Source organism: Arthrobacter sp. AK01 (assembly GCF_021109375.1).
Taxonomy (GTDB): domain Bacteria; phylum Actinomycetota; class Actinomycetes; order Actinomycetales; family Micrococcaceae; genus Arthrobacter.
Genome location: NZ_JAJOHP010000033.1, coordinates 1 through 21,850 on the forward strand (window position 1 = coordinate 1; position 21,850 = coordinate 21,850).

General features: G+C 62.4%; 24 protein-coding genes. 11 read left to right on the forward strand and 13 right to left on the reverse strand.

The features are described from left to right. Positions 1-152: 152 nt before the first annotated feature. Positions 153-362: a dodecin gene (locus LN996_RS12940; protein WP_011773002.1), complete on the reverse strand. Its 210-nt coding sequence runs from the start codon at positions 360-362 to the stop codon at positions 153-155. Positions 363-548: 186 nt separating this feature from the next. Between LN996_RS12940 and LN996_RS12945 the strand changes: the two genes are divergently transcribed. Next, on the forward strand, positions 549-980 hold the full coding sequence (locus LN996_RS12945; RefSeq protein ID WP_159704332.1) for a universal stress protein: 432 nt from the start codon (positions 549-551) through the stop codon (positions 978-980). 81 nt (positions 981-1,061) lie between these two features. Here the strand turns inward: LN996_RS12945 and LN996_RS12950 are convergent, their stop codons facing one another. The 7 genes from LN996_RS12950 to LN996_RS12980 all read right to left on the reverse strand — a co-directional run bounded on the left by LN996_RS12950 (position 1,062) and on the right by LN996_RS12980 (position 9,313). After that, positions 1,062-2,738, reverse strand: coding sequence for a thiamine pyrophosphate-binding protein (locus LN996_RS12950; RefSeq protein WP_231340784.1), 1,677 nt, complete (start codon positions 2,736-2,738; stop codon positions 1,062-1,064). After that, positions 2,735-3,526, reverse strand: a complete 792-nt coding sequence (locus LN996_RS12955) for a cyclase family protein (protein ID WP_231340785.1) — start codon at positions 3,524-3,526, stop codon at positions 2,735-2,737. The genes LN996_RS12950 and LN996_RS12955 overlap by 4 nt, the downstream gene beginning before the upstream one ends. Positions 3,527-3,533: 7 nt before the next feature. Next, positions 3,534-5,165: an NAD(P)/FAD-dependent oxidoreductase gene (locus tag LN996_RS12960; RefSeq protein WP_231340786.1), complete on the reverse strand. Its 1,632-nt coding sequence runs from the start codon at positions 5,163-5,165 to the stop codon at positions 3,534-3,536. 17 nt (positions 5,166-5,182) lie between these two features. Then, entirely contained in the window at positions 5,183-6,949 is a 1,767-nt protein-coding gene (locus LN996_RS12965; protein WP_231340787.1) for a flavin reductase, read from the reverse strand. 27 nt (positions 6,950-6,976) lie between these two features. Further along, positions 6,977-8,215 carry a styrene monooxygenase/indole monooxygenase family protein gene (locus tag LN996_RS12970; protein WP_231340788.1) on the reverse strand — a complete coding sequence of 413 codons (1,239 nt, stop codon included), beginning with the start codon at positions 8,213-8,215 and terminating at the stop codon, positions 6,977-6,979. Between the two features lie 35 nt (positions 8,216-8,250). Then, positions 8,251-9,039, reverse strand: coding sequence for an SDR family oxidoreductase (locus tag LN996_RS12975; RefSeq protein ID WP_231340789.1), 789 nt, complete (start codon positions 9,037-9,039; stop codon positions 8,251-8,253). A gap of 124 nt (positions 9,040-9,163) precedes the next feature. Next, complete coding sequence (locus LN996_RS12980; RefSeq protein ID WP_231340790.1) at positions 9,164-9,313, reverse strand: hypothetical protein; 150 nt, start codon at positions 9,311-9,313, stop codon at positions 9,164-9,166. Between the two features lie 149 nt (positions 9,314-9,462). Here LN996_RS12980 and LN996_RS12985 point away from each other — a divergent pair, with 149 nt between their 5' ends. After that, positions 9,463-10,431: an AraC family transcriptional regulator gene (locus LN996_RS12985; RefSeq protein WP_231340791.1), complete on the forward strand. Its 969-nt coding sequence runs from the start codon at positions 9,463-9,465 to the stop codon at positions 10,429-10,431. A 262-nt stretch (positions 10,432-10,693) separates the two neighbouring features. Then, entirely contained in the window at positions 10,694-11,911 is a 1,218-nt protein-coding gene (locus LN996_RS12990) for a hypothetical protein (RefSeq protein WP_231340792.1), read from the forward strand. Positions 11,912-11,923: 12 nt separating this feature from the next. On the opposite strand, the gene LN996_RS12995 is transcribed toward LN996_RS12990, so the two are convergent. Then, positions 11,924-12,931: a LacI family DNA-binding transcriptional regulator gene (locus LN996_RS12995; protein WP_231340793.1), complete on the reverse strand. Its 1,008-nt coding sequence runs from the start codon at positions 12,929-12,931 to the stop codon at positions 11,924-11,926. A gap of 216 nt (positions 12,932-13,147) precedes the next feature. Between LN996_RS12995 and LN996_RS13000 the strand changes: the two genes are divergently transcribed. From LN996_RS13000 to LN996_RS13015, 4 genes are read left to right on the forward strand one after another with little or no spacing between them, the layout of a single operon-like run. After that, entirely contained in the window at positions 13,148-14,524 is a 1,377-nt protein-coding gene (locus tag LN996_RS13000) for an ABC transporter substrate-binding protein (protein ID WP_231340794.1), read from the forward strand. Positions 14,525-14,533: 9 nt separating this feature from the next. Next, positions 14,534-15,493, forward strand: a complete 960-nt coding sequence (locus LN996_RS13005) for a carbohydrate ABC transporter permease (RefSeq protein ID WP_231340795.1) — start codon at positions 14,534-14,536, stop codon at positions 15,491-15,493. Then, complete coding sequence (locus LN996_RS13010) at positions 15,493-16,425, forward strand: carbohydrate ABC transporter permease (protein WP_231340796.1); 933 nt, start codon at positions 15,493-15,495, stop codon at positions 16,423-16,425. The genes LN996_RS13005 and LN996_RS13010 overlap by 1 nt, the downstream gene beginning before the upstream one ends. Next, positions 16,422-17,825: an adenylosuccinate lyase family protein gene (locus tag LN996_RS13015; protein WP_231340797.1), complete on the forward strand. Its 1,404-nt coding sequence runs from the start codon at positions 16,422-16,424 to the stop codon at positions 17,823-17,825. The genes LN996_RS13010 and LN996_RS13015 overlap by 4 nt, the downstream gene beginning before the upstream one ends. A gap of 139 nt (positions 17,826-17,964) precedes the next feature. On the opposite strand, the gene LN996_RS13020 is transcribed toward LN996_RS13015, so the two are convergent. After that, the gene (locus LN996_RS13020; protein WP_231340798.1) at positions 17,965-18,363 is read right to left on the reverse strand and encodes a hypothetical protein; all 399 of its coding nucleotides are present in this window, start codon (positions 18,361-18,363) and stop codon (positions 17,965-17,967) included. Positions 18,364-18,467: 104 nt separating this feature from the next. Between LN996_RS13020 and LN996_RS13025 the strand changes: the two genes are divergently transcribed. Continuing rightward, positions 18,468-18,707, forward strand: a complete 240-nt coding sequence (locus LN996_RS13025; RefSeq protein WP_231340799.1) for a hypothetical protein — start codon at positions 18,468-18,470, stop codon at positions 18,705-18,707. Between the two features lie 246 nt (positions 18,708-18,953). Beyond that, positions 18,954-19,343, forward strand: coding sequence for a hypothetical protein (locus LN996_RS13030; protein WP_231340800.1), 390 nt, complete (start codon positions 18,954-18,956; stop codon positions 19,341-19,343). Between the two features lie 74 nt (positions 19,344-19,417). Here LN996_RS13030 and LN996_RS13035 read toward each other — a convergent pair whose 3' ends face one another. Further along, complete coding sequence (locus LN996_RS13035; protein WP_231340801.1) at positions 19,418-19,900, reverse strand: hypothetical protein; 483 nt, start codon at positions 19,898-19,900, stop codon at positions 19,418-19,420. 98 nt (positions 19,901-19,998) lie between these two features. Between LN996_RS13035 and LN996_RS13040 the strand changes: the two genes are divergently transcribed. Then, a complete protein-coding gene (locus LN996_RS13040; RefSeq protein ID WP_231340802.1) occupies positions 19,999-20,508 on the forward strand; it encodes a hypothetical protein in 510 nt (169 codons plus the stop codon). Continuing rightward, positions 20,480-20,836, forward strand: a complete 357-nt coding sequence (locus LN996_RS13045; RefSeq protein WP_231340803.1) for a hypothetical protein — start codon at positions 20,480-20,482, stop codon at positions 20,834-20,836. Before LN996_RS13040 ends, LN996_RS13045 begins: the two co-directional genes overlap by 29 nt. 155 nt (positions 20,837-20,991) lie before the next feature. On the opposite strand, the gene LN996_RS13050 is transcribed toward LN996_RS13045, so the two are convergent. Continuing rightward, positions 20,992-21,396, reverse strand: a complete 405-nt coding sequence (locus LN996_RS13050) for a hypothetical protein (RefSeq protein ID WP_231340804.1) — start codon at positions 21,394-21,396, stop codon at positions 20,992-20,994. Between the two features lie 32 nt (positions 21,397-21,428). Next, entirely contained in the window at positions 21,429-21,794 is a 366-nt protein-coding gene (locus LN996_RS13055) for a hypothetical protein (protein ID WP_231340805.1), read from the reverse strand. Positions 21,795-21,850 lie beyond the last annotated feature (56 nt).

The following is a 21,850-nucleotide window of genomic DNA, read 5'->3' on the forward strand; positions in this document are numbered from 1 at the left end:
CTCAACCGCCGACCCAGACCAACCCTGAACCTCGAAACACCAGCCAACCGACTAAACCAGCTGCTACAAGCGGCCTAACCCCCAGCGTTGCTCCCACCAGTTGACTTTGCCCGCGGAACATCCGCATTAAATGCCATCCCGCGTAGAGGGATTCAGCGCTCCAGGCGGAACCCAAGCTTGATGGTCACTTGCCAGTCGGCAACTGCGCCGTCTTCGAGGTGGCCACGGATCTCCTTGACCTCAAACCAGTCCAGGTTCCGGAGGGTTTGGGAGGCTGTCGCGATGCCGTTCTTGATCGCGTCGTCAACGCCTTCGGTGGAAGTTCCTACAATTTCGGAAACGCTATATGTGTGGCCAGCCATGGTGCTCCTCATCATCGGTCCCTGAATCTCTGGAAACCGGCCCGCAGGGCAGGCCGTCCATGCAGATTAGCCCACTGATGTCCGTGCGGCCAGAGTCCCGTTGGCCCGGCTTTCGCCCCAGTCCTTGCTGGTGAGTGTAGATTTCTTGCAGCAGCACCCAGCGAATCCCCACAACCAGGAGTACTCATGTCAGAAGTTATTGTCGTCGGCGTCGACAACAGTGAGACTGCCAAGCGCGCAGCAGTTGCAGCAGCGAAGCTCGCCACGGCTCTCGGTGCCGAGCTGCACGTGATCAGCGGCTTCTCCGATGACCGCATCGAAGAATTCGGCAGCGGCAGCGACCGCATCACCGTCTCGTCGGCCGACTCCGCAGAATACGTCGCCCGCAAGGTTTCCGAAGAGCTGGACGTCCCCGGTGGCAGCGTCAAGTACTTCGCGGCCCGCGGCACGCCTGCCAACGCCCTGATCAACTACGCAGAGACCAACAATGCCTCGCTGATCGTGGTGGGGAACAAGCGCATGAAGGGCCTGGGCCGTGTCCTGGGCAGCATCGCCAACAGCGTGGCACACGGTGCCCCGTGCGACGTTTACATCGTCAACACGGACGTGGACGCGTAGCCCACTCCCGGGAGGTAGCAGCAGGCGCCCTTTGAGCCTTCAAAAGGGCGCCTGCTGCTGCTCTGTTGGGCTCCACGGCACTTAGTGGCCCTGGAACGCCTCAGCCAGCCACCACGAGCCGCCGTCGGAAGCGATCTTGGCGTCGATCACCAAGGGGCGGTCCTGCGATCCGGCTTCGTAGGCGGCGATCCACGGGCGTACTGCTTCGAGGTCGGCTACGGTCCGGACTGTCAGCCCTTCGGCTCCGAATCCGCGGGCTATGGCGGCGATGTCTGTTTCCGGGAACACGACGCTGGAGAGTTCGGCATCCGAGTGCTCCGACGCGAAATGGTGGACCTCGGCCCCGTACGCTGCGTCGTTGTAGACGATGCACACCAGCGGCAGTTTCAGCCGGGCGGCCGTCTCCAACTCGCTGATGCCCATAAGGAATCCGCCGTCGCCCGCGCCGAGGACCGGCAACCGGTGCGGCTGGGCAAGCGCGGCGCCAATGGCCGTGTAAAGTCCCAGCCCGATCGCCTGGAACGCTTGGGTGAAGCAGAAACCGAACTCGTCCGGCACGGCGAGGTACTGGCTGGGATAGCCCATGAAGTTTCCCGAATCGACGGACACGATCCGCTCCGCGGGGAGCATGGAGTCGAGTTCGCGGCTGAGGACGCGCGGATCGATGGACGTGGCCGTGGACAAGTCTTCTGTCTCAACGTCCCGCCAGCGTGAGCCCTGCTTGATGGCCAGGGCGTTGGTTTCGGTGCGGTACTTCCCGGCGGGCTCCGGCTGCACGGCGCGCAAGGCGTCCAACGCGTCGGCGGCCGTCAGCGCCGAGTCACCCAGGAGCCCGAAGGTGATGGGCCGGTTGGCGCCCAACGCGGAATCCTCGACGTCGATCTGCACCACGTTCGCGTCGGCGGATATCAGCCGCCCATGCCGCATGGTCCACATATTCAGGGTGCAGCCCCACCCCACAATGAGGTCCGCGTCGCTGATCAGCCCGGCGGTCAGCGGGGAGGAGAAACCTCCGGAGATACCGAGGTTGTGGGAGTCGCCGTTGAACAGCCCGTTTGCCACCGCGGACGTTGCCACCAGCGCCCCCGCATGCTGCGCCAGCTCCAGGATTTCGTCCCGGGCGCCCCGTCCGCCGCGACCTGCCACGAAGACCGGCCGTTCCGCTTGTGCAATCATGGCGACCAGATGCTCTACGGCGGCAGCGTCGGGGCGCACTTTCAGGGGTTGAGGCACGACGACGGCACTCACGTCGTCCGCGGCGGTGGCACTTTGGACGTCCAACGGCAGGCTCAGGACAACAGTGCGGCGCTCATTCACGGCGGTCCGGAAGGCCCTGACGGTGTCCGCGACAGCTGTGGCGGGGGAATGGATCCGTTCCGCGACGGCGCCGACGCTGCGGGCCAAGGCATCCTGGTCGATCTTGAAATTGGACCTGATCGCGGCAGCCTGGGTGTCGGCGGTCAGGACGATCATGGGCGTGCGGCTCTTCGCTGCCTCCCCGATTCCCGTGATGGCGTTGCTCAGCCCGCAGCCTTGGTGCGTGGTGACCACGCCAACCTTTCCTGACATCCGGGAGTAGGCGTCGGCCATGGTCGCCGCGCCGCCCTCGTGCCGCGTGGCGGTGAAAGGGATGCCCTCGGCCATGAGGGTGCCGGTGACGTCGAAATTGCCGCTGCCCACCACCCCGAAAACATGCCCGACGCCGAGCTTCGCCAGCGTCCTGCCCACCAGGGTGGAAACCCTCATCTGTTCACTCATGCTGTTTCCGCCGAGGACTTCTCCACCAACGCGTACACGCGGCTCGGGCTGCCCGTGCCGCCGACGATCGGCAAGGGAGCAACCACCAGCGTGGCGCCCGTGAGGGGGAGACGGTCCACGTTCCGCAGCGAGGTGACGCCATACTTGTCAGCGCCGAGCAGGAACGAGTGGACGGGGAACATCGGGTCCAAGCCGCCCGCCTGGCCGGCGTCGATGCCCACGGTTTCAACACCAAAACCGCTGATCGAGGCGTTGCCGGCCAGCCACTTGGCACCTGCCGCGGAGACCCCCGGTGTGTGGGGTCCGGCGTCGTCCGCGTTGACGAAAGCCGCGGCGTCAGTGCCGCGGGCCGCCCAACCGGTCCGGAAGATGATCCAGCAGTTCCCAGGGAGGGCGCCGTGCTCTTCCTGCCACTGTTCGAAGTGCTCCGGTTCGAGCAGGAAATCCGGGTCCGCGGCAACTTCTGCTGTCTTGTCGATCACGACAACGGGACCAACCAGGCGCTGTGGCTCGATCTGGTCCACGGACTTGCCGTCCTTGCCCGTGATCCAGTGCACCGGAGCGTCCAGGTGTGTCCCGGCATGTTCGCCCACGGTGACGTCGTTCCACGCCCAGGCCGGTCCGGCGTCGTCGAAATTGCTCACCGGTGAGACGGACAATCCCACCGTGTTCGCGAACGGCTGCGGCAGGGTCAGGATGGGGGTTTCGGAACTCAGGGGAGTGGTGAGGTCGATGATCTCCACCGAACCGCTCGAAAGGGCTGCAGTGAGCCCGGCCAGAACAGACATTGTTCTCCTATCGCTTGCTTGGTTTCAGTGCTGCTTGAATGCGGGAAAATCGTGAGGGTTGCGCGGTCAGTTTTTGGGCCACCAGGTGCCCGGAACCGCCTGACAGTCCGGGGCCGGGGTGGGTTGAGGCGCCGATATGCCAGAGCCCCTGGATGGCAGTCCGGTGCCCCGCGGCCTCCGGGAAGGGCCGCCAGAGCAGGTTCTGGAACAGCTCCGCGGAGCCTCCGTAGGGGTCGCCGTTGACGGCATTGGGATTGGCGGCGGCCAAGTCCGTGGGAGCGATGATGTCCGAGGCCAGGACTGTAGCCCGGGTGCCAGGGGCGAACTGCTCCAGTCGGGCGAGGACCCGATCCAGATAGCTTTGTTTCAGCTCCTCGGTCCAGCCTTCCTGCACTGTCAGTTCGCCGGCCGCATCGCCCACGGGAGAGAACGGAACTTCCTGCAGTTGCAGCCACAGCGTGGCCTTGCCCTCTGGAGCGCGGGACGGATCCAGGACGCATTGCTGGCCCACCACCACCGTGGGCTCGCTGGGCAGCAGGCCGGCCTCGGCCTGGGCACACGCAATGCCTGTGCTGTCCGAGCCGTTGCTGATGTGCACCAGCGGAACCCGGTTGAGTCGGGGATCGAGCCACTCCACGGGCTTATCCAAGGCGAGGTGGATCTGCATCGCACCACGGCCGTTCTGGTACCGTTTGGCAGCCGCGGCGGTTCCGGCCGGCGGCTGGCTGAGAAGGTGTCCGTAGAGTGCTTGGGGCGAGACGTTGGCAAGCACGGTGCCTGCTGAAAGACTGCCCTGCGAGGTCCGGACGCCCGTGACAGTTGTGCCGGAAACCAGGATCTCCTCCGCTTCAGCGCCCAGCAGGATCCGCACCCCGTTGTCCCGCAGCAGTGACTCAAAGGCAGCCACGAACTTCGACGCCCCGCCCTTCACCACCGGGAGCCCGAAGCCGTGCATGCTCATGGCCATCACCGGCAACATCACCCCGCCTGTCGCCTGGTCAGGACCCAGCCCTGCATGCAAGAGCCAAGGGGACCAGAGCTGGTCAGCTTCCCAGCCATCGAAGCGGCTCCGCACGTAGTTCCGTCCGCTCATCACCGAGTCACGGACAAAAGCCTCTGTCCCGGAGAAACGCCCTCGTCGGACGGCCCCGAAGGCAATTTTCGCGACCTCCCCAAACGATCGAAGTTCTGCCCCGAACGCCCCGAAAACCGTGCCGGAGTTCCGGCCCAGATCGTCAAGCATGGCCAGATAGGCCTCTTGGTCGCCAAAAATCTTCAACGAGGCGGCTGTTTGGGCCGGGTCCCGGTGCGCGATGACCACGCGTTGGGCTCCCGTGGCCGGATCAGCAGCAACGCTCGCCGTCACCTCGCTGGTGGTGTTGCAGTATTCCAGCCCCCTGGCATGAAGCTCCTTGCCCAGCGCCGAGTACGCACCGCCGGACACGAACAGAGGATGCCAGGAAGAGAAGGAGTCGTGGACAAAGCCCGGCAGGGTCCGCTCCGAGGAGTGGATGAAACCTCCCAGCCGGTCCGCACGCTCGATGATGCACACCCGCTTCCCGTCCAGTGCCAGCTCGGCTGCCGCTACGAGGGAATTGATGCCCGAGCCAATGATCACGACGTCAACGGAATCGTCCATCTCCGCTCCTTTCAAAATTAGAAGTCCGGGTGGCTGGCGGTTGCGTGGTATTTGCCGCCGTGGAACACCAGGGGAGCGCCGCCGTCGTAGTTGTAACTCTCCACTTCACCCACGTAGATGACGTGGTCGCCGGCGTCATGCCGGGAGACCGTGCGGCACTGGAAAGTGGCCACGGCGCCGTCCAGCAACGGGACGCCGGCGATGCCCTCGGTAGTCTCCGTCCCGGCGAATTTGTCCGTTGCCGGCGTTGCGAACTGGCGGGACAAGACGTGCTGGTCGCTGGCCAGGATGTTGATGGCGAAGTGCGTGGCGTCCTCGAAGTCACCCAGGCTGGGGGACCGTTTGCTGGGGCACCACAGCACCAGCGGCGGTTCCATGGAGACGGACGTGAACGAGTTCGCGGTCATGCCCACCTTTCGGCCGTCGGCTGCAACAGTGGTCACTACGGTAACGCCCGTGGCGAACTGGCCCAACGCGCCCCTGAAGTCCCGGAGGTCGAAAGCCGCGGTGTCGTCTTCTTTGCGGGCCTGCATGAAGTCCGCCGCAGCAGTGGGGTCGAACCACCAAGGGTACGACGTCCGCGGATCATCGAACCCGCCCACAATGCTTGCTGCCAAAGCCGGATGCTCCGCAGCCTCGCGCAGCAGTGTCTTCTGGTGGTCCCTGCGCGGCTTGAGGAGATCGTTGGTCCATTCAACCGCCCACTGACCCCAACCCCGCCAGAACTCGTCGAAGGTCCGCTCCATCCAGGCACGGTCAAAAGGCTGCTCGCCACGGCGAACGATCGAATCAAGGTAATACTTGGCAGCCAGCGTCGCGTTGTTGGAACCCTGTCCGGTAAGGGGATCGTTGAGGACCACGGCATCGCCCAGGCCGAACACCAAGGTCCCGTTGCCGAGTTCCCCGACGGCGGACCTCACCGTGGGGGTGATGCGCCCCAGGAGCGTGGCGCCGTCGTCTGTCAGTTCTGCGTCGACAAAGTTCGCTGCTTCGTGGGGGAAATGCTCGCGCAGGATCTCCAGCGAACGCTTGAGCTGCTCTTCAGGGGTTCCGACGTCGGTCCAACGGTCCATGGGGCCGCCCACCACGCCTTCGAACACCATCATGCGGCACGGGCCGGAGACGGTCAGGCCCGGGAACGTAAAGAACTCGCCGACGCCGGGCGCCATGGACATGCGGATGGCCTCGCCGCCACTGGGGTTGCTGTCGGGTGACGTGCCGGTCGCCGGTCCGGCGGCAGCGCCGCCGTCGGGCTTGACGTAGTTCAGTGCCAAGACCCGCTGCGGCCGGTCGAAGGGAGACTTTGCCTTGTCCCGCGGGAAGATTTGCCCGATTTCGCCCTTACCCGTGCTGACGATGACCAGTTCATAGTCGTGGGTGAGTTCTTCGAGCATGCGCGGGGTGACCTTCTCGATCCGGAAGTCGCCGCCGTTGGACACGAACGTCTCGATCCAGAGGGCACTCTTGATCCGCTGGTCGATGGAACGGGCCGGCCCGTCCAAGGGAGCCTGCCATTCGATGGGTTCGTCGGCTTCCACGCGCAACCGGATGGTGCCTATCTCCGGTACTGATCCGGACCCGTAGAATTCCGTGAGCGCTGTCCCCAATTGGGCCTCGGCGTCGAGGGCTGTGGAGAACATGCACTGGCTGGACATGACCTTGCCGGTGCGGATCTGGGCCGCGGAGCGGTCGGACAACAGCGTTACCGCGTAGCCGTCCCGTTGCAGGCCCAACGCCAGCTGGGCACCGGATTCGCCGGCCCCCACGATTGCTATCTTTCGCATGATTGAGTCCTTATTAGCAGGGTTGTGCTACGAAACCTTGGCGGCAGAAAGGCTCGCAAGATAGTCGGCGGCCTTGTCCGGGTACATGAACCATTCCTGGAATTCCGGTGGATGGTTGAAGCCGTTGGCAAAGCGGTGCGCGATGTCCGGCTCGCTGTTCGCGGCGCCCAGGAGTTCAAGGACGTGGGGCGGCGGCGGGGCCAGGAGGGCATTCGTCCAGTGTGCAACGTGCTGCGCGTAATCCCAATAGCGCTCGAACGTCGCCTGCATGAAGCTTGCATCGAAAACACCGCCGTGCTGGATGATGCTGTCCAGATACGAGGCCGCGCACTTGCTCGCGTTGTTGGACCCCTGTCCGGTAATGGGATCGTTCAAGACCACGACGTCGGCCAGGCCCAGCACCTGCCGGCCGCTCGGCAGCGTGGCAATCGGGTGGCGGACGGTCGGCGCGAACCTGCCTTGGAGAACGCCGTTGGCATCGGTCAGTTCCACGTCCGTGGCGCGCTCGGCTTCCCATGGCAGGAAGGTCTTCAGGATGTTCTTGGAATTCTCCAGATGCTCTTCCGGGGTGAGGCCCTTCCATGTGTCCATCGGGCCGCCGGGCACGCCTTCGAAGACCATGATTTCGCACGGTCCGGTGGTGGTGAGCGCTGGGAAAACGAAGTATTCGCCAACGCCGGGGATGAGGTTGAAGGAGACCGCCGAGTAGTCTTCGCGAGGCTTGAGGCCCTTCACGTAGGTCAAAGCCAGGGCGCGTTGCGGGGCGTCGTAAGTGCTGCGTTCGGCGTCGCGGGTGAAGAGTTGCGCGATCTCGCCTTTACCGGCTGCCACGACGACCAGGTCCGAGTTCTGCGTGTACTTTTCCAGCTCTTCGACACCTGCGTCTTCGAAGACCAGCTCGCCGCCCCGCGCGGTGAACTCCTCCATGAACTTGGGGAACTTCACCCGCTGATCGATGGACTTGGCGTGGTGGTCCAAGCGGGAGGCCCAGCTGATGGCCTTCTCGCCGGGGAGCTCGGGGTGGGGGATGGTGAACGAGATGCCGTCCACAGTGGGAGCGTCAGGCCAGAAGTCCAACCCCAGTGCGCGCTCGTGCTCCAGCGCGTTGTGGAAGATGCACTGGCTGGAGGCAACTTTGCCTTCACGGATTTCTTCCGGCGTGCGGTTGGAGATAGTGGTTACCTGGAATCCGGCGTCCAGCAGGCCGATGCCCAGCTGCAGCCCGGACTGGCCGGCCCCGACGATGGTGATGTGGCGTTGCGTCATGGTGTTGCCCTTTTCTCTTGGTCTGTCGGTAGTTGTCAGTTGGCGGCCAGCAGCGGAATGGTTTCTTCGGCGCGTTCCGGACCCAAGGCGGAGTAGCCGCCGTCGACCGCCCAATCCGCTCCGGTAACGAAGCTGGCTTGGTCGCTCGCCAGGAACGCGACGACGTCACCCACCTCGTGTGGCCGGCCTACGCGCTTGAGGGCGTGGAAAGGGGCCGCGACGGCGTCGGTCTTTTCGAGGCTTCCGTTGCTGAGGGTGTCCATGATGTTGCTCCACACCCAGCCCGGGCTCACGGAATTGACCCGGATGCCGTCCGCGGCGAAGTCCACGGCCATGCTGCGCGTGATCTGGACCAGGGCAGCCTTGCTGGCCGGGTATAACCAGCGGCCGGTTTGGGCGATCGAGCTGGAGATCGAGGTGAAGTTGATGATGGCTCCGTGCCCCGAGGCCTCGAGGTGGGGGCGGGCCGCGTTGGCCGCCATTACGGCGCTCACCAGGTTGACGTTGAGGGCTTCGAGCCAGTCCGCCCTATCGGAGGATGCGCCGTCGTCCTTGTAGGTGCAAGCGAGATTGACCAGGATGTCCAGGCCGCCATGCTGGGTTACGGTCTGGCCCACGAGTGCGTTCACGGCGGCATCGTCGGTGATGTCTGTGTGGGAGTAGTGGATTCCTTCGCCCAACCCGGCGGCGAGTGATTCGCCGTCGGGGTCTATGTCCGCCACCACCACTGTGGCTCCGGCGTCCCGCAGCGCGGTGACCACGCCTTGGCCCACCTTGGTTGCCCCGCCAGTGACGATTGCTGTCCTGCCTTCGAGTGCTGACATAACCAGACCCTTTCATTGCGGATTAGCTGTTACGAGAATATGACGTGCGTCACGCTTGCCTTATGGACGACTCTAGGCAGTCCCTGGAATCCGGACTATCCACTTGGCGCGAGGGTCATCCGAATTACGCAAGGTCCTCCTCTTCTTCATGCCAACCAACCCAAGCCGCTGAGGTGAGCCGGGCTTCCTTGGCCTGGAGCTCCGCCGCCCAAAGTTCGAAGTGGCTTCGGTCCCATTCATCCCTGCGGTCATGCACGAGCTTGATGTTCTTCACTGGTCCTCACCTCCCTATCGGCACTGTTATGGTGATGTGAGCTGCGTCATACTTGTCTTAAAGCGACTCTAGGCAGTCCTTGAAATCCGGAATATCCACGTGGCGCTTGGATCATCCGAAAAGCGCAAAACAGTGGAGTGGGTGCCCAAATGGTGAGGATTCTTCCTCGTGACGTTCTGCGGGGACGGCCAACAACGGCAACAACTGACGTGGACGAGGCACATGCCAAGATCGCGGAGTTGTTCTGCAGCCATGAGCTCGCCCCGCGGACGCGGACGTCAGCGGTGGATATGAAGCTGCGCTCCCTTCACCGGGGCGACGTCGGGATCGAGTTCCTGGACTATGGAGCAGATGTCCGTATTGAGCCCGAGGGACTGCAGGATTTCCATTTGGTGCAAATTCCGCTGGCCGGGCACGCGTCCATGCAAGTGGGTGCGAGTGTTGTGGACTCAAGTCCGCGTTTCGCTACGGTTCCGCCCATCGACCGGCCATTTTCGATGAGTTGGGATGGCGGAAGCCCGCACCTCATCGTCTACGTACGGCGCACAGCGTTGGAGCGGGTGGCCGGGCAGTTGTACGGCGAAACCGCGGTGGACCTTGGCTATGGCATGGACCTTTCAGGTGCCGCCGGTCGAGCATTCTTGAGGTCCGTCGTCGAACTTCATGATGACCTGATCAGTCGGCCACAAGCCACGGCCCCCGTGTTTGTTCAGGGCTTGTTGGCGGACAGCATGGTGTCGCGGTTGCTGATGGCGATGGAACTGCCCGGCAGGCAGGCCGGGGACGCTGACTCCGAAAGCCGCGTGGTGCGCGAGTGCCGTGAGCTGTTGGAGCGGCACGCCTCTGAAGAACTGACGGTGCCGGACATCGCCGAGTGCCTTGGCGTTTCGGTACGAACGCTGCAAACTGCCCTGCGGGCGGAAACCGGTGCGACGCCGTCGGAGTTGCTGCGGAGCATCCGGCTGGATAGGGCCCGGGAGATGCTGCTGGAAGCGAGCCCGCGGGAGCAGAGTGTCACGGCCGTTGCTGAGTTGTGCGGCTTCACGCATCAGGGGCGGTTCTCTGCCCTGTACGTCAAAGCCTTCGGCGAGTTGCCGAGCGAGAGCCTGCGCCGCTAGGGATCCCTTGTGCGTGCACAAGGTAGCGAAAACAGCTGACTATGTTGCTCCATTTGCTGTGCGAATCAGGGACCCTCCCCAAAGGAGGGTCCCTGATTCTTGTCTGGCATCACGTGCGACGGCCCCGACAGTTGTTAGTCCACCGCTGGTCTCCACGACGGCCGGTCGTGGCTCTGGCACAGCCGCGAGGTTCATGAACCCGCGAGAGGTCTCTGTACCGCCGCATTTTGCCGCGAGAGTGAAGCCCTCTAGCCTGTGCATCATGTCGTATGACCTTGCCGTGTACCTGCCCGAAGCCTTGGACGCCGAGGCGCTGACCGCTCTCGTGGATGCTTCTCCCGGTTTGCAGCTCGAGGCAAGCACCAGCGGCGACGCTGCTGGTCCTCAAAACTGGCACATCCTCAGAGGCAAGAAAGCAAACTACTGCTTCACCCTCGAAGGCCCGTATCTCGTCGAGCCGGAGGATGTTCCCCATGAGGTGACGGCTGCTGTCCTTGGCGCCTGCGTCATGTACAGCATCCTGGTTGAAGGCACCGATCCGGCATCCATTCCGCACGCTGTCCGGTTCGCCAAACGCCTGGCCAAGGAAGGCAACGGGGCGGCACGGGACCTGCAGACCGAAGAGATCTGGCCCAAGACCAGCAGCCGGGCGGCAGCCAGGCCAGATCGCGACACCATGATCGACATCGTGGAGGTCCGTTGGTATCACCTCATGGACGAAGTCCGGGACGACTTTCCGCAGCGCTATCTGGACCTGGCCCGACAGTATCTGCCGGAGGCTCTGCCGAAGCGCTTCGGCAGTTACGAACCGCTCCAGGGAAACCTGGCACGTGATGGAGATCAGGCGTTCGTGAAGTTCTTCGCCGAGGACTACGACGTTTCGGCCGTAGGGAGTTTTCCGACCGCCGGAGCCTACTTCAAGGGCGTGTTCGGCGGCCACACGAACCAAGACCGCCCGACCAGGAAGGGCGACATCCAAGCTGTCTCGCTTAGTATCCACCGTGTTGCTTTGGAGAATCCACGATGGAGGGAGGCCTTGGAGCGCTTCTTCGTTGCCGTGGCCATCGAGCTTCGCAGCTTCTATGCCACCGCCGAAGTCGACTCCGGATGGGGATGGAACGGTCGCTCATTGTGGTGCTACGCCTCTAAACCCAGCCTCTACTCCCAGAAGGAAGCATGGGGCCAATGGCTGGGACTGAGCACCCACCCTGTCTGGCTGGCATGGTTCTCCCCGCTTTACGCAGACCTTGTCCGCCCGCACCTGCAAGGCGCTGTTCAGGAGTATTCGGAAGGTTTCGTGCATCGATTCGGTGACGGGCCGCTTGGCCCAAAGGAGATCATTGAACGCTGGCCGGCGGCTGAAGACTGGGTTCCTGCCGAGTTCACCGGTGCCACGGGACACCCTGAGAGCCGGTTCGCCGATGTCATACCCGAACGACTCACCCAGATGCTCGTCCCGGCACCGCCTAAGCCAGGCTAGGCCTGAGCGCAGCTAAGAGCAACCACACGATTGGCGCACTGCCAGTTCGGGAATGGTTTTATCGATTGATGTCGGTGTACCGGGTTCCTTGATGCGTTCGAGCAGCATACGGGCTGCCCGTCGTCCGAGCGCCTCGCCCTGTGTGGCCACGCTTGTAAGGGGCGGCTCCCAGAGCGCCGCCCCGCCGATGTTGTCGTAGCCGATGACGCGAGTGTTGTTGCCCAGACCATGGATTCTCAGAGCTCGGTAGAGCCCGAAGGCGACGCTGTCGCTGTGGCAGATGATGCCGTCCGGAAGAGGCCCTGACGCGATAAGCCGTTCGCCCAGTTCAAGCCCACCGGTCCCGGAGACCTCACCCGGCATGTCGATGAGCGCTGAGGTGTCCAATCCGCGATGGAGGAGTGCATCTTTCACGCCATTGGTCCTGTCACCACGGGAAAGGATGGCAGGCAGCCCGCCCAGATATGCGAGGGATTCGCATCCGTGGGTTTCGAGCAGGTGGGTTGCAGCCAACCGCCCACCGACGACATCGTCGGCCCCAACATAGGGTGCGTTGACGTCCTTGAGATAACGGCTGACCAGGACATGCTCCATTTTCCAGGCCCGAAGTTCATCGATCAGGGACGCGGTCGTCCCGGTTGCCGGAACCAGAGCCAGGCCGGCCACTTGGTGCTCGCGTAGTTTACGAATCGCTTCGTGTTGGCGCGCGGGGTCATCATCGGTGTTGACCAGGAGGGGAAGATACCCCGAATCAGTCAGTCCGGTTTCGAGCCCGTGGATGACTTCGCCGAAGAAGGGGCTGGCAATGTGGGTCACCACGACGCCGATGGTGTTGGCCGTTTGAGTGCGAAGGGACGCAGCCCCGCGGTTGTAGACGTAGCCCAGAGTGGTCATGGCTTCGGTAACCCGTTGCCGGGTCTGCTGGGAAACCCGTCCGGTCTCCCTGAGCACCAGCGATGCCGTGGCCCGCGAAACACCGGCATGATCGGCGACGTCTTGCAGTGTTACGGGTCCGGCCACGAACGCCTCCTTGGGTTCTCTGAAGTGATGGTGAATATTCTCCCACGTCAAACACTAGAACAATGGTATATCGATCTATCGAAACCAGAAAGGATTAATAGCGAGCCCTTGCTGTGACAGCGACGTTTGTCAGTTGATGCTTGACAGTGATCGAAGGCACATGCTCCCATTGTTGCTAGATCGATTGATCAACATCCCTAATCCAGGAGACCCATCATGAACGCAAAGAAGCGGCATATTGCAGCAATGGCTGTTGCGGGAGCCCTCGCACTTTCAGTTTCAGCATGCAGTCCCGGAAGCGAACAACCGGCCGAGGACCAGAAGCTGACCGTTTGGACCTTGGAGCGTCAGCCCGATCGGGTGGAGATCCAGAAGCAGATCGCTGCGGACTACACCAAGCAGTCCGGCGTCGAGGTGGACATCGTTGCCATTGACGAAGCGCAGTACAACCAGCTCCTGGTGTCCTCAGCGGCATCGGGGGAGCTGCCCGATGTCGTTGGAGGTCTGGGTCTGCCCGGGGTTGGGGCCCTTCAGGCAAACGACCTGCTGGACGGTGAGGCCGCAGCCCGTGTGGTCGATGAACTGGGAAAGGACACCTTTGCCCCGCGTGCCCTGGAACTGGCAAGCATCGACGGCCAACAACTGGCTGTTCCCAGCGATTCCTGGGCTTCGGTGCTCGTCTACCGCAAAGACCTCTTCGACAAGGCGGGCCTGAAAGCTCCGGAAACCTATGACGACATTATGAAGGCGGCGCAGGCACTCACCGGCGATGGCCGTGTCGGCTTCTCCGGATTCACCACCAACCAGGAAACCTTCGAGCACCTCGCGCTGGGTAACGGCTGCCAATTGGTAGGGCAGGACAAGAAGATCGGCCTCGAAAGCCCTGAATGCGTTGAGTCCTTCAGCTTCTACCGCGAACTCATGACCAAGTACTCGGTTCCTGGCGAGCAGGACACTAACACCGCCCGGTCAAACTACCTCTCCGGACGTTCAGCCATGACCATGTTCTCCTCGTTCATCCTCGACGAGCTGGCTGGCCTGCGGAAGGACATGCTCCCATCCTGCGCCGAATGTGCCAGCGACACCGGCTACCTGGCCAAGAACACCGGCGTCGTGACCGCCATCAAAGGCCCCAGCGGTGAGACCCCGGCGCAGTTCGGTTCACAGGTCAACTGGGCCATCCCCGTTGAAGCCTCCCCCGCAGCATCGGACTTCGTGAAGTACATGATGAGCGACGGGTACGAGCGTTGGCTCGCCTTCGCCCCGGAAGGCAAAGTCCCCGCACGCCAGGGAACCAAGGACAAGCCATCCGCCTACGTGGACGCCTGGAAGGCACTCCCGTCCGGCACCACCACGAAAGCCCCGCTGTCCGATTTCTACCCGCAGTCCGTTATTGACCAGCTGAGTTCATCGCCCGAGAAAATGACCCTCTGGGCAGTGCCCCAGGGCCAAGGCGCATTGGCCGGGGCATTGCTCGCAGAGCAGCCCGTGGCAAAGGCCATCAACTCCATGGTGACCGGCAGCACGACAGGCCCGGAAGCTGCCAAGAGCGCAGCTGACACCGCACGCACCATCCAGTCGACCCTCAAATAACGGATCATCATGAGCACCACAACCACACTCCGGCGCAAGGGAAGCGTCAGCCGCCGCCAAGCCCGCGCGGGCATCGCCCTTGTCTCACCCAGCGTCATCATCGTCCTCGTCCTGGTTGTCCTGCCGATCCTCTGGACCGTCATGCTCGCCTTCCAGGACGTGCGCCTCATCCAAATCCGCAGAGCCAACCTCTTCGGCAACTACACGCTCGACAATTTCATCAATGTTCTGACCTCCGAAGCACTCTGGTCCTCCCTGGGCACCACCCTCACGTACTCGGTGCTCGGTACCGGCGGGGCAATCGTCGTTGGCCTCATGGCAGCACTTTCCCTCCGCAACGCCTTCCGCGGACGCACCCTGGTCAGGGCAGCCATGCTGCTTCCCTACGTTTCGCCCGTCGTCGCAGCAGCCTTCGTGTGGAAGACCATGCTCAACCCGCAGTTCGGCGTCGTCAACGCATGGGGGACCGGTGCACTGGGCTGGGACCAACCAGTCTCCTTTCTTACCACCCGCACGAGCGAGGTTGAGATCCTCGGATTGACCGTCCCTGTGCCCACCGCCCTGTTCACGGTCATCGCCTTTGAAATCTGGCGGACCTTCCCGTTCGTGTTTCTCTTCGTAACGGCCCGGCTCCAGGCAGTGCCGAAGTCCATCGAGGAAGCGGCACGCATGGACGGGGCCGTACCTACCCAGATGTTCCGGCACATCCTGCTGCCGCAACTGCTCCCCACCATCGCCGTGCTCAGCGTGCTCCGCTTCATCTGGACGTTCAATAACTTCGACGACGTCTACCTCCTCACCGGCGGCGGGGCAGGCACCGAAGTGGTGAGCGTGGGCGTTTTCAACTACCTGATCGGCCGCGGAGACATCGGCTCCGCCTCAGCCCAGGCGCTGGTTCTGGCAGCCATCCTGACCGTGATGGTCCTGATCTACATGAAGTTCGCCGTCAAGGACGAGGAAGTGGCCTGATGACCGTCATGAATGAAACCCCCGTACGCCGGAACACCGCGGCCGCCCGGCCGCCGCGAAAACGGCAGTTCTCACGGGACCTCGCGGAAACCAAACTCTTCCGGATCCTCCGCTGGCTCGTGATTATCGGGCTGCTGGTGGTGACGGTGTTCCCGTTCTACTACATGATCACCCTCTCCGTGCGGGACATCGGTTCGCTCATTGCCGACCCCGCCCGGATCTGGCCCAATCTCGCCGAGATCAGCTTCGACGCCTATACCAGCGTCCTCGCCTCCGTCGCCGACGGCGGCCAAGGCTTTACCGGTTTCATCATCACCAGTGGGCTGGTCGCACTGGGAACCGTTGCGCTCACCCTGCTGATCGCCATTCCCGGCGCCTACGCCGTGAGCCGTCTGCAGTTCTTCGGTCGCCGGCAAATCAGCGCCCTGTTCCTTGCCGTGTACCTGTTCCCCAGCATCTTGCTTGCCGTCCCGTTGTTTGTCTTCTTCACGAGGCTGGGGCTGCGCGGCGCTGTCGGTGTGCTGCTGGTCGTCTACGTCTCCCAAACCATTGCCGTCTCCATCTTCATGCTCCGCAACTATTTCCAGACCATCCCCGAAAGCCTCGAGGAAGCCGCGGCCCTCGACGGTCTTGGCAGGATAGGCACGATGCTCCGTATCAGCCTGCCCCTGGCGGGACCGGCCATCATGTCCAACGCGCTGTTCGTCTTTATGATCGCCTGGAACGAATTCCTCTTCGCACTGCTCTTCCTCGTCGAAGACCGCGACAAATGGACAGTATCGCTCGGCCTGGCACAGCTCTCAGGGAGCCTCGAAGTCCCCACGACGGTGCTCATGGCCGGCTCCGTGATCCTCACACTGCCGATCATCGTCCTCTTCTTCGGCAGCGAACGCCTCCTCAGTGAAGGCCTGACGGCAGGATCCGACAAATGACCGACACAATTCCGCTCGACTCAACCAGCCTGCCGACTGCCTACTCAGACACCGGCGACATGCCGGTGCGTTTTACCGACTACCGTGTTCCAGACCCGGGAATCCGGGACCTCTTCACCCTCGAAGCACGGTGGGAGAGCTGGCTCCACGTAGAAGCAGCCTTGGCCGGGGCACAAGCCCGGCTCGGCATCATCCCTACAGGAGCAGCCACAGAAATAGCAGCTCAGGCGCACCTATCCAGCCTTGACGTCGTCTCCATCCGTCGCGGCATCGCCGCCACTAGTCACCCACTGATGGCTCTGATCACAGAACTGAGCAGAGCCACCGGTGAGGAACATGGCGGCTGGGTGCATTGGGGCGCAACTACGCAGAACATCACCCAGAGCGGTGACGTTCTCCAGCTCAAGCAAGCCCACGTCATCCTGACGGGCCAACTGCAAACGGTTCTTTCCGCCGCCGCAGCGTTGGCCCGTAAAGGTGCTACGGCAGTGATGGCAGGGCGGACACACAGCCAACAAGCCGTACCCATCACCTTTGGATTCAAAGTCGCCGTCTGGATTGACGAGCTGCTCCGGCATCAGGAACGGCTCGCCCAGCTCGAACCACGGGTCTTCACTGCAATGGCAGGCGGCGCCGTCGGCAGTTTCGCCTCCCTCGGCCGGAAGGGCCCAGAAGTCCAACGTCTCATGGCCGCAGACCTGGGGCTCGGAAGCATGAGAATCCCCTCCCGAGGGATAGGCGATCAATTCGCAGAGTACGTCACTGTTCTGGCGCTTCTGGCCGCCACAGGCGGACGGATAGCCGGTGAGATTTACAATCTCATGCGACCAGAGATCGCTGAAGCCCGCGAAGCGTCACCGGGCGGAACAGTGGGGAGTTCGACCATGCCCCACAAGCAGAATCCCCAGCTGTCACAGGACGTGCTCACTATCTCGGCACAGATTCGAGCAAACGTTCCCCTCGCTCTGGAAGCCATGCTCCAAGACCAGGAAGTCAATGGCGCCAACACCGCCATGATGGACGACGCCCTCAGCCGCTCAGTGATCCTCACCGGGGACATGCTGGCACGGCTCCACATCATCCTCTCCCAACTCGACATCGACGAAGAGAGGATGCGCGCCAACCTCGAAATTACTCACGGCCTGATCTCCTCCGAAGCTGTCATGCTTTCCTTAGGCCACGTCATTGGCAGGCAGCACGCCCACGACGTCGTCTATGAATCGGCTCAGGAAGCGATCCGGACCGGACGGCAGTTCGGGGACGTCGTCCGGAACGACCCAGCCGTGACAGCCCATCTGGGGCCCGAACAGATTGATGAGCTACTTGATCCACTCAACCACGTTGGCTTGTGCCATGACATGGCACTTGAGGCAGCCGGGCGAGCGGAAAAATCCGGCTGACACCATGGCGCAGTGTCGGACAGATACGCTGGGGCCCGGTGGTGGCATTGAGTGGCACAGAGACTGAGATCGGCAGTGTTTGAAGTAGTCAAAGGGTACTCGATCCTCAGACAGACCGTGTTTCTGCCCCTCGCGGGGATCAGTCGGCCAGCCACTCCGGAAGCGGAATGTTGAGCCGTCCAAGAAGCCGGACAACGGTGTCCTCCACGAAGGTGTCGTCGGGCTCTTCAACAGCTTCGACCGCCATGAATGCCCTGAGCTCGTCGGCGGGGACAACCGCACCCGCCACTGTGGCGGCCCAGGCAGAGAAGCTTTCCGATTCGGTGATCAGGTCCACCGGCGCGCTGGCGTCAGGGTTTTCGAAGTAGTCCCTCGGCTGGAAACCTAAATAGAAACGCCCGGACGCTCCCTCATGGGGACGGTAGTCAATCGTGGCGATGTCGCTGTCGTGGACAGAGATCCGGAGCTGCCACTCGTCGGCGGCCTCGTTCCCTGACCATGATCCAGCGGTGTAAACGGACGTCTCAAAATTTCCCATGGTTTCCTTTCCAGCGGGGACCACCGTATCAAGGCGATCGCGGGCGGTGCGGTGTCATGGGTGAAAAGCCTTTATCGGTACGCCGTGGCTCCCGAGGCGATGCCGTGAAGTACACCGCCCCGTTCGGCGAAAGCAGTGATCATCAGTTCGATCTATGCAGTGCGGCTGACTATCTGACGTTTTGCGAGTCTCTTGTCGATTCGATTCAGGAGTACTTGAACCACCTTGAGGAGATGGGGAAGCTCCTCAGACTTGTAATGCTCGAGTCCGACACCAAAGCGTACAAACTGATCGTCGTCAAGCGTGATCTTGTTGATGAGGTTTGGCTGTGGGGCGCTCGTTAGAGCAATGTGGTTCCCTACTTCCAGCGAAAAGTCCTCAGGACTAACGAGAGAGCAACTTGACACGTCCTTGAGGCGAAAGAGCAGCGGCTGGCCATCATTGGTGTCCTCTAGAAGACGCTCTTCCGGGCAGCGACTTTACTGCTGTGTGTGCGTGTAGGGATAACGGGACCTGCTTGCCGTTGTCCTATTCCAAAAGTTTGTCGAGTGAGCGCTGCTTTATGGCCCTCGCGTCGTTAAGGTGTCCTCATGGAGGATACGGTCAAAGAATTCTGCCTGGCCAGCGGCAAAGCAACCCTGCGCTTGGATGCCGCCGGGGTCCTGCACCTCATTTGGGCAACGAACGTTCCGATCCTTGCTGCAGACGCCATGGAGGTCGCCGCCGCGAGCCGTGAGCTCACAGAAGGCCGCGTCATAGCTCTGCTAGTCGAAGCCAACGGGAACCATTTGGCGTCAGGAGTCAGGCAACACGCACTGTCTTCCGTTAGTCCCTCAGCAGTCGCGATTGTCGGTGCAACCAGTATCGACCGTGTCCAAGCAGCGCGAATGGGCCGTAACAGCGACATCCCCCAGGCGTACTTCAACTCCAGAGAGTCCGCTCGGGAATGGCTAGCAGGGTTCGCTCGTGCGGATAACTAGGGCAGAAAGCAGGCTCACAAAGATGCCCAGGGTGTTGCCGCCCTGCTGGCACGTCCGCTAAAACTTGGTAGCCCCTAGAACTCGATGAGGTCATCGATGGCCGAGTGCAACCAGGCATCGAAGTCTTCGAATTCGCCACGGGCCTCCCACCCGGGGGAGGCGAAGTCGTGAACTATCGCGACCTTGCCGGTGTTCAAATCCCAGCAGGCAGTGTCGTCATTGTCCTGACGCCTGGCGAAGAAGATCAGCTTCCGGTCCGGATAGCGTACGGCCAGGCCACGGTTGCGGTCCCGGAGCCGATCACCGGTGAGGATCCACCACGGTTCCAGTTCGAACAGTTCCAGTTCCACGAGCCGCAGCAGTCCCCGCGGGTAAACGAAACCCTCAGGGAGCTCTTCAGCCGTCAACAGCAGCGGCGTCGGTGCCACATCCTCGACTTCGACTGTGCTCGCCACTTCCACGGTGATTTCTGGTTCGACAGTGCCCGCCGCTTCTACGGTGCTCTCTGTTTCAACAGCCAGGGCAGGGCCGTGGGCCTTCTTCCGAAATAATCCCATGCTCAGAGGTAACCACAACTTGGCGATGGTTGCCGACTGCTACATTGTTCCCGATGGGGGCGCACTGGGTACTCCCTGCACTCTTAGAGGGAACCCGTATGAGCCTTCAACTGCCGCGCCCAAGCGACTTACCTGCAGCTGCTGCTCCAACCGCGGACACGAAACAACTCCGCAGGGGACGAACCAGTGTCGGTATCGCCCTTCTTATTGTTGGTGCGTTCAACATCTACAGCATGATCTGGGCGTACTCGACCTACGGGTATCTTCTCGAAACCCTTACCGCGAGCCAAAAGAGTGAAGTCGTCGTGGCGGATGCTCTCGTTGTTCTTCTCATTCTGGCGCTGATCGGGGTGGGAATCTGGAACATTGTCGCCCGGAGAAGCACGTCGGTGGTGCCGCTCATCGCTGCCCTGGTCATTGCGGTGGTCAGCCTGGCGTCCGATCTCTTTAGCATCGTCGATACGCTCGAAGTCAACGGCAGTTTCCCGTACTTCATACTGTTCCTCCAGTTCGGCCTCATCGTGCAGACGATCCGACTCCTGCGGCTCAAGCCGGACGCTACTGAACCGGACTCCGGCCGTGGACAGGCCAGCCAGAACGTTGGATAAGGAACTGCGGGTCTTCTTCCATACGGCACTAGGTGTCTGGGGAGGTCCGGCCAGAGCCGCCGACAACTTCGCACGGCAGCACGGCTTTGACGACGCCGATGCCTTCACCGCATGGCGCCAGGACCTCATGGTGCAGCTGGAGGTCGGTGCGGCCCTTTCCCTGGCCGAGCTGGGACGGTTACTCCGGATCGCACGCATTGCCGTCTATGACGACTACTACGGGGCAGGCTGGGAGTGGATCCACGTCACGCCTTACAGCCAGGAGGAAGCTGAGCGACTGCTGCAGCGAGCAGAGACGGAACTGCAGGCACTCGGCAGTCAAAACTGACGCAGGAAAGCCCGCCGATGGGGGACCGGCGGGTGGGGATCCAGACGGCTGGACTTGACGAAAGGCTCCGCCAAAACACGAAGGGGCCGCATCGCCTCATTCATCGTCTCGGTCATCACGGAGCAATCCTGCCATGCTCGGGACAGCTCCCGGTTCTAGGTTTCGACGGGAGAAGGCATCACGGAGAAGTGCTGCCGGGCATCTGCAGCAAACTCGGGTCCGCCGCTGCTGGGGAGCCGTCGGCGCCACCAGGGGACGGTTTCGTCTCGTATTGCTGGGCCGGAGTTCAGAACGGCGGCGAAACGGGCATCGATTTCAGCGACAGCATCCGCGAAGACGGCAACTGCAGCGTCTTCGACCGGACCAAGCGAAGTCATTACCTTCTCGATCACGTACCGGACGCTGATGTCGTTTTCGTATTCGTAGATGTTCCCTTGGTACCCGTTCTCGCAGTCCTCCGTGAAGGCCGCCCAAGCCTCCAAGTAGGCAGCCGGTGACCATCCGGACCGTAGACCCTCTTCATTGGTCGCTGCAGCGAAGCGTTCCAGGAAGGTACTCATGATGACACCTTTGGGCCGGTAGTCATGCCCTCCTATAGCTCGGCACCAACTGAGGCGGCGCTGACCTCGAGTAGCCCAAAATCACCTTCCAAGCGGTAGACGTTGTCTTCGATTGTGAAGGAGTCGATTCCGCCGTAATCGATCTCGTCGTTGGCGTCGATCGGCGGGTTGATGCGGCCCTGACCGCTCCATGAAATTTCTTTGACGCCGCTGAACACTAGGCGGCCTTTTCGGTAGGAGTACTGTTCTCCCGGCAGGGGAGAGGCGTACTGCGGGTGGCCTTCCCGGAGGACAAAGTCGAGCATGATGGAAAACCTGCCCGGGGTGGCCCGGACGTCCAGCACGAAACTGTCCTCCAGGTAGTACTCGGTGAGTGGCTCCAGGTCCCAGTACTGCATCAACAATTTCGCCCCGGCTTTCTGTGGGTGGGCCGGCACCCGGCGTGGCACTTCGG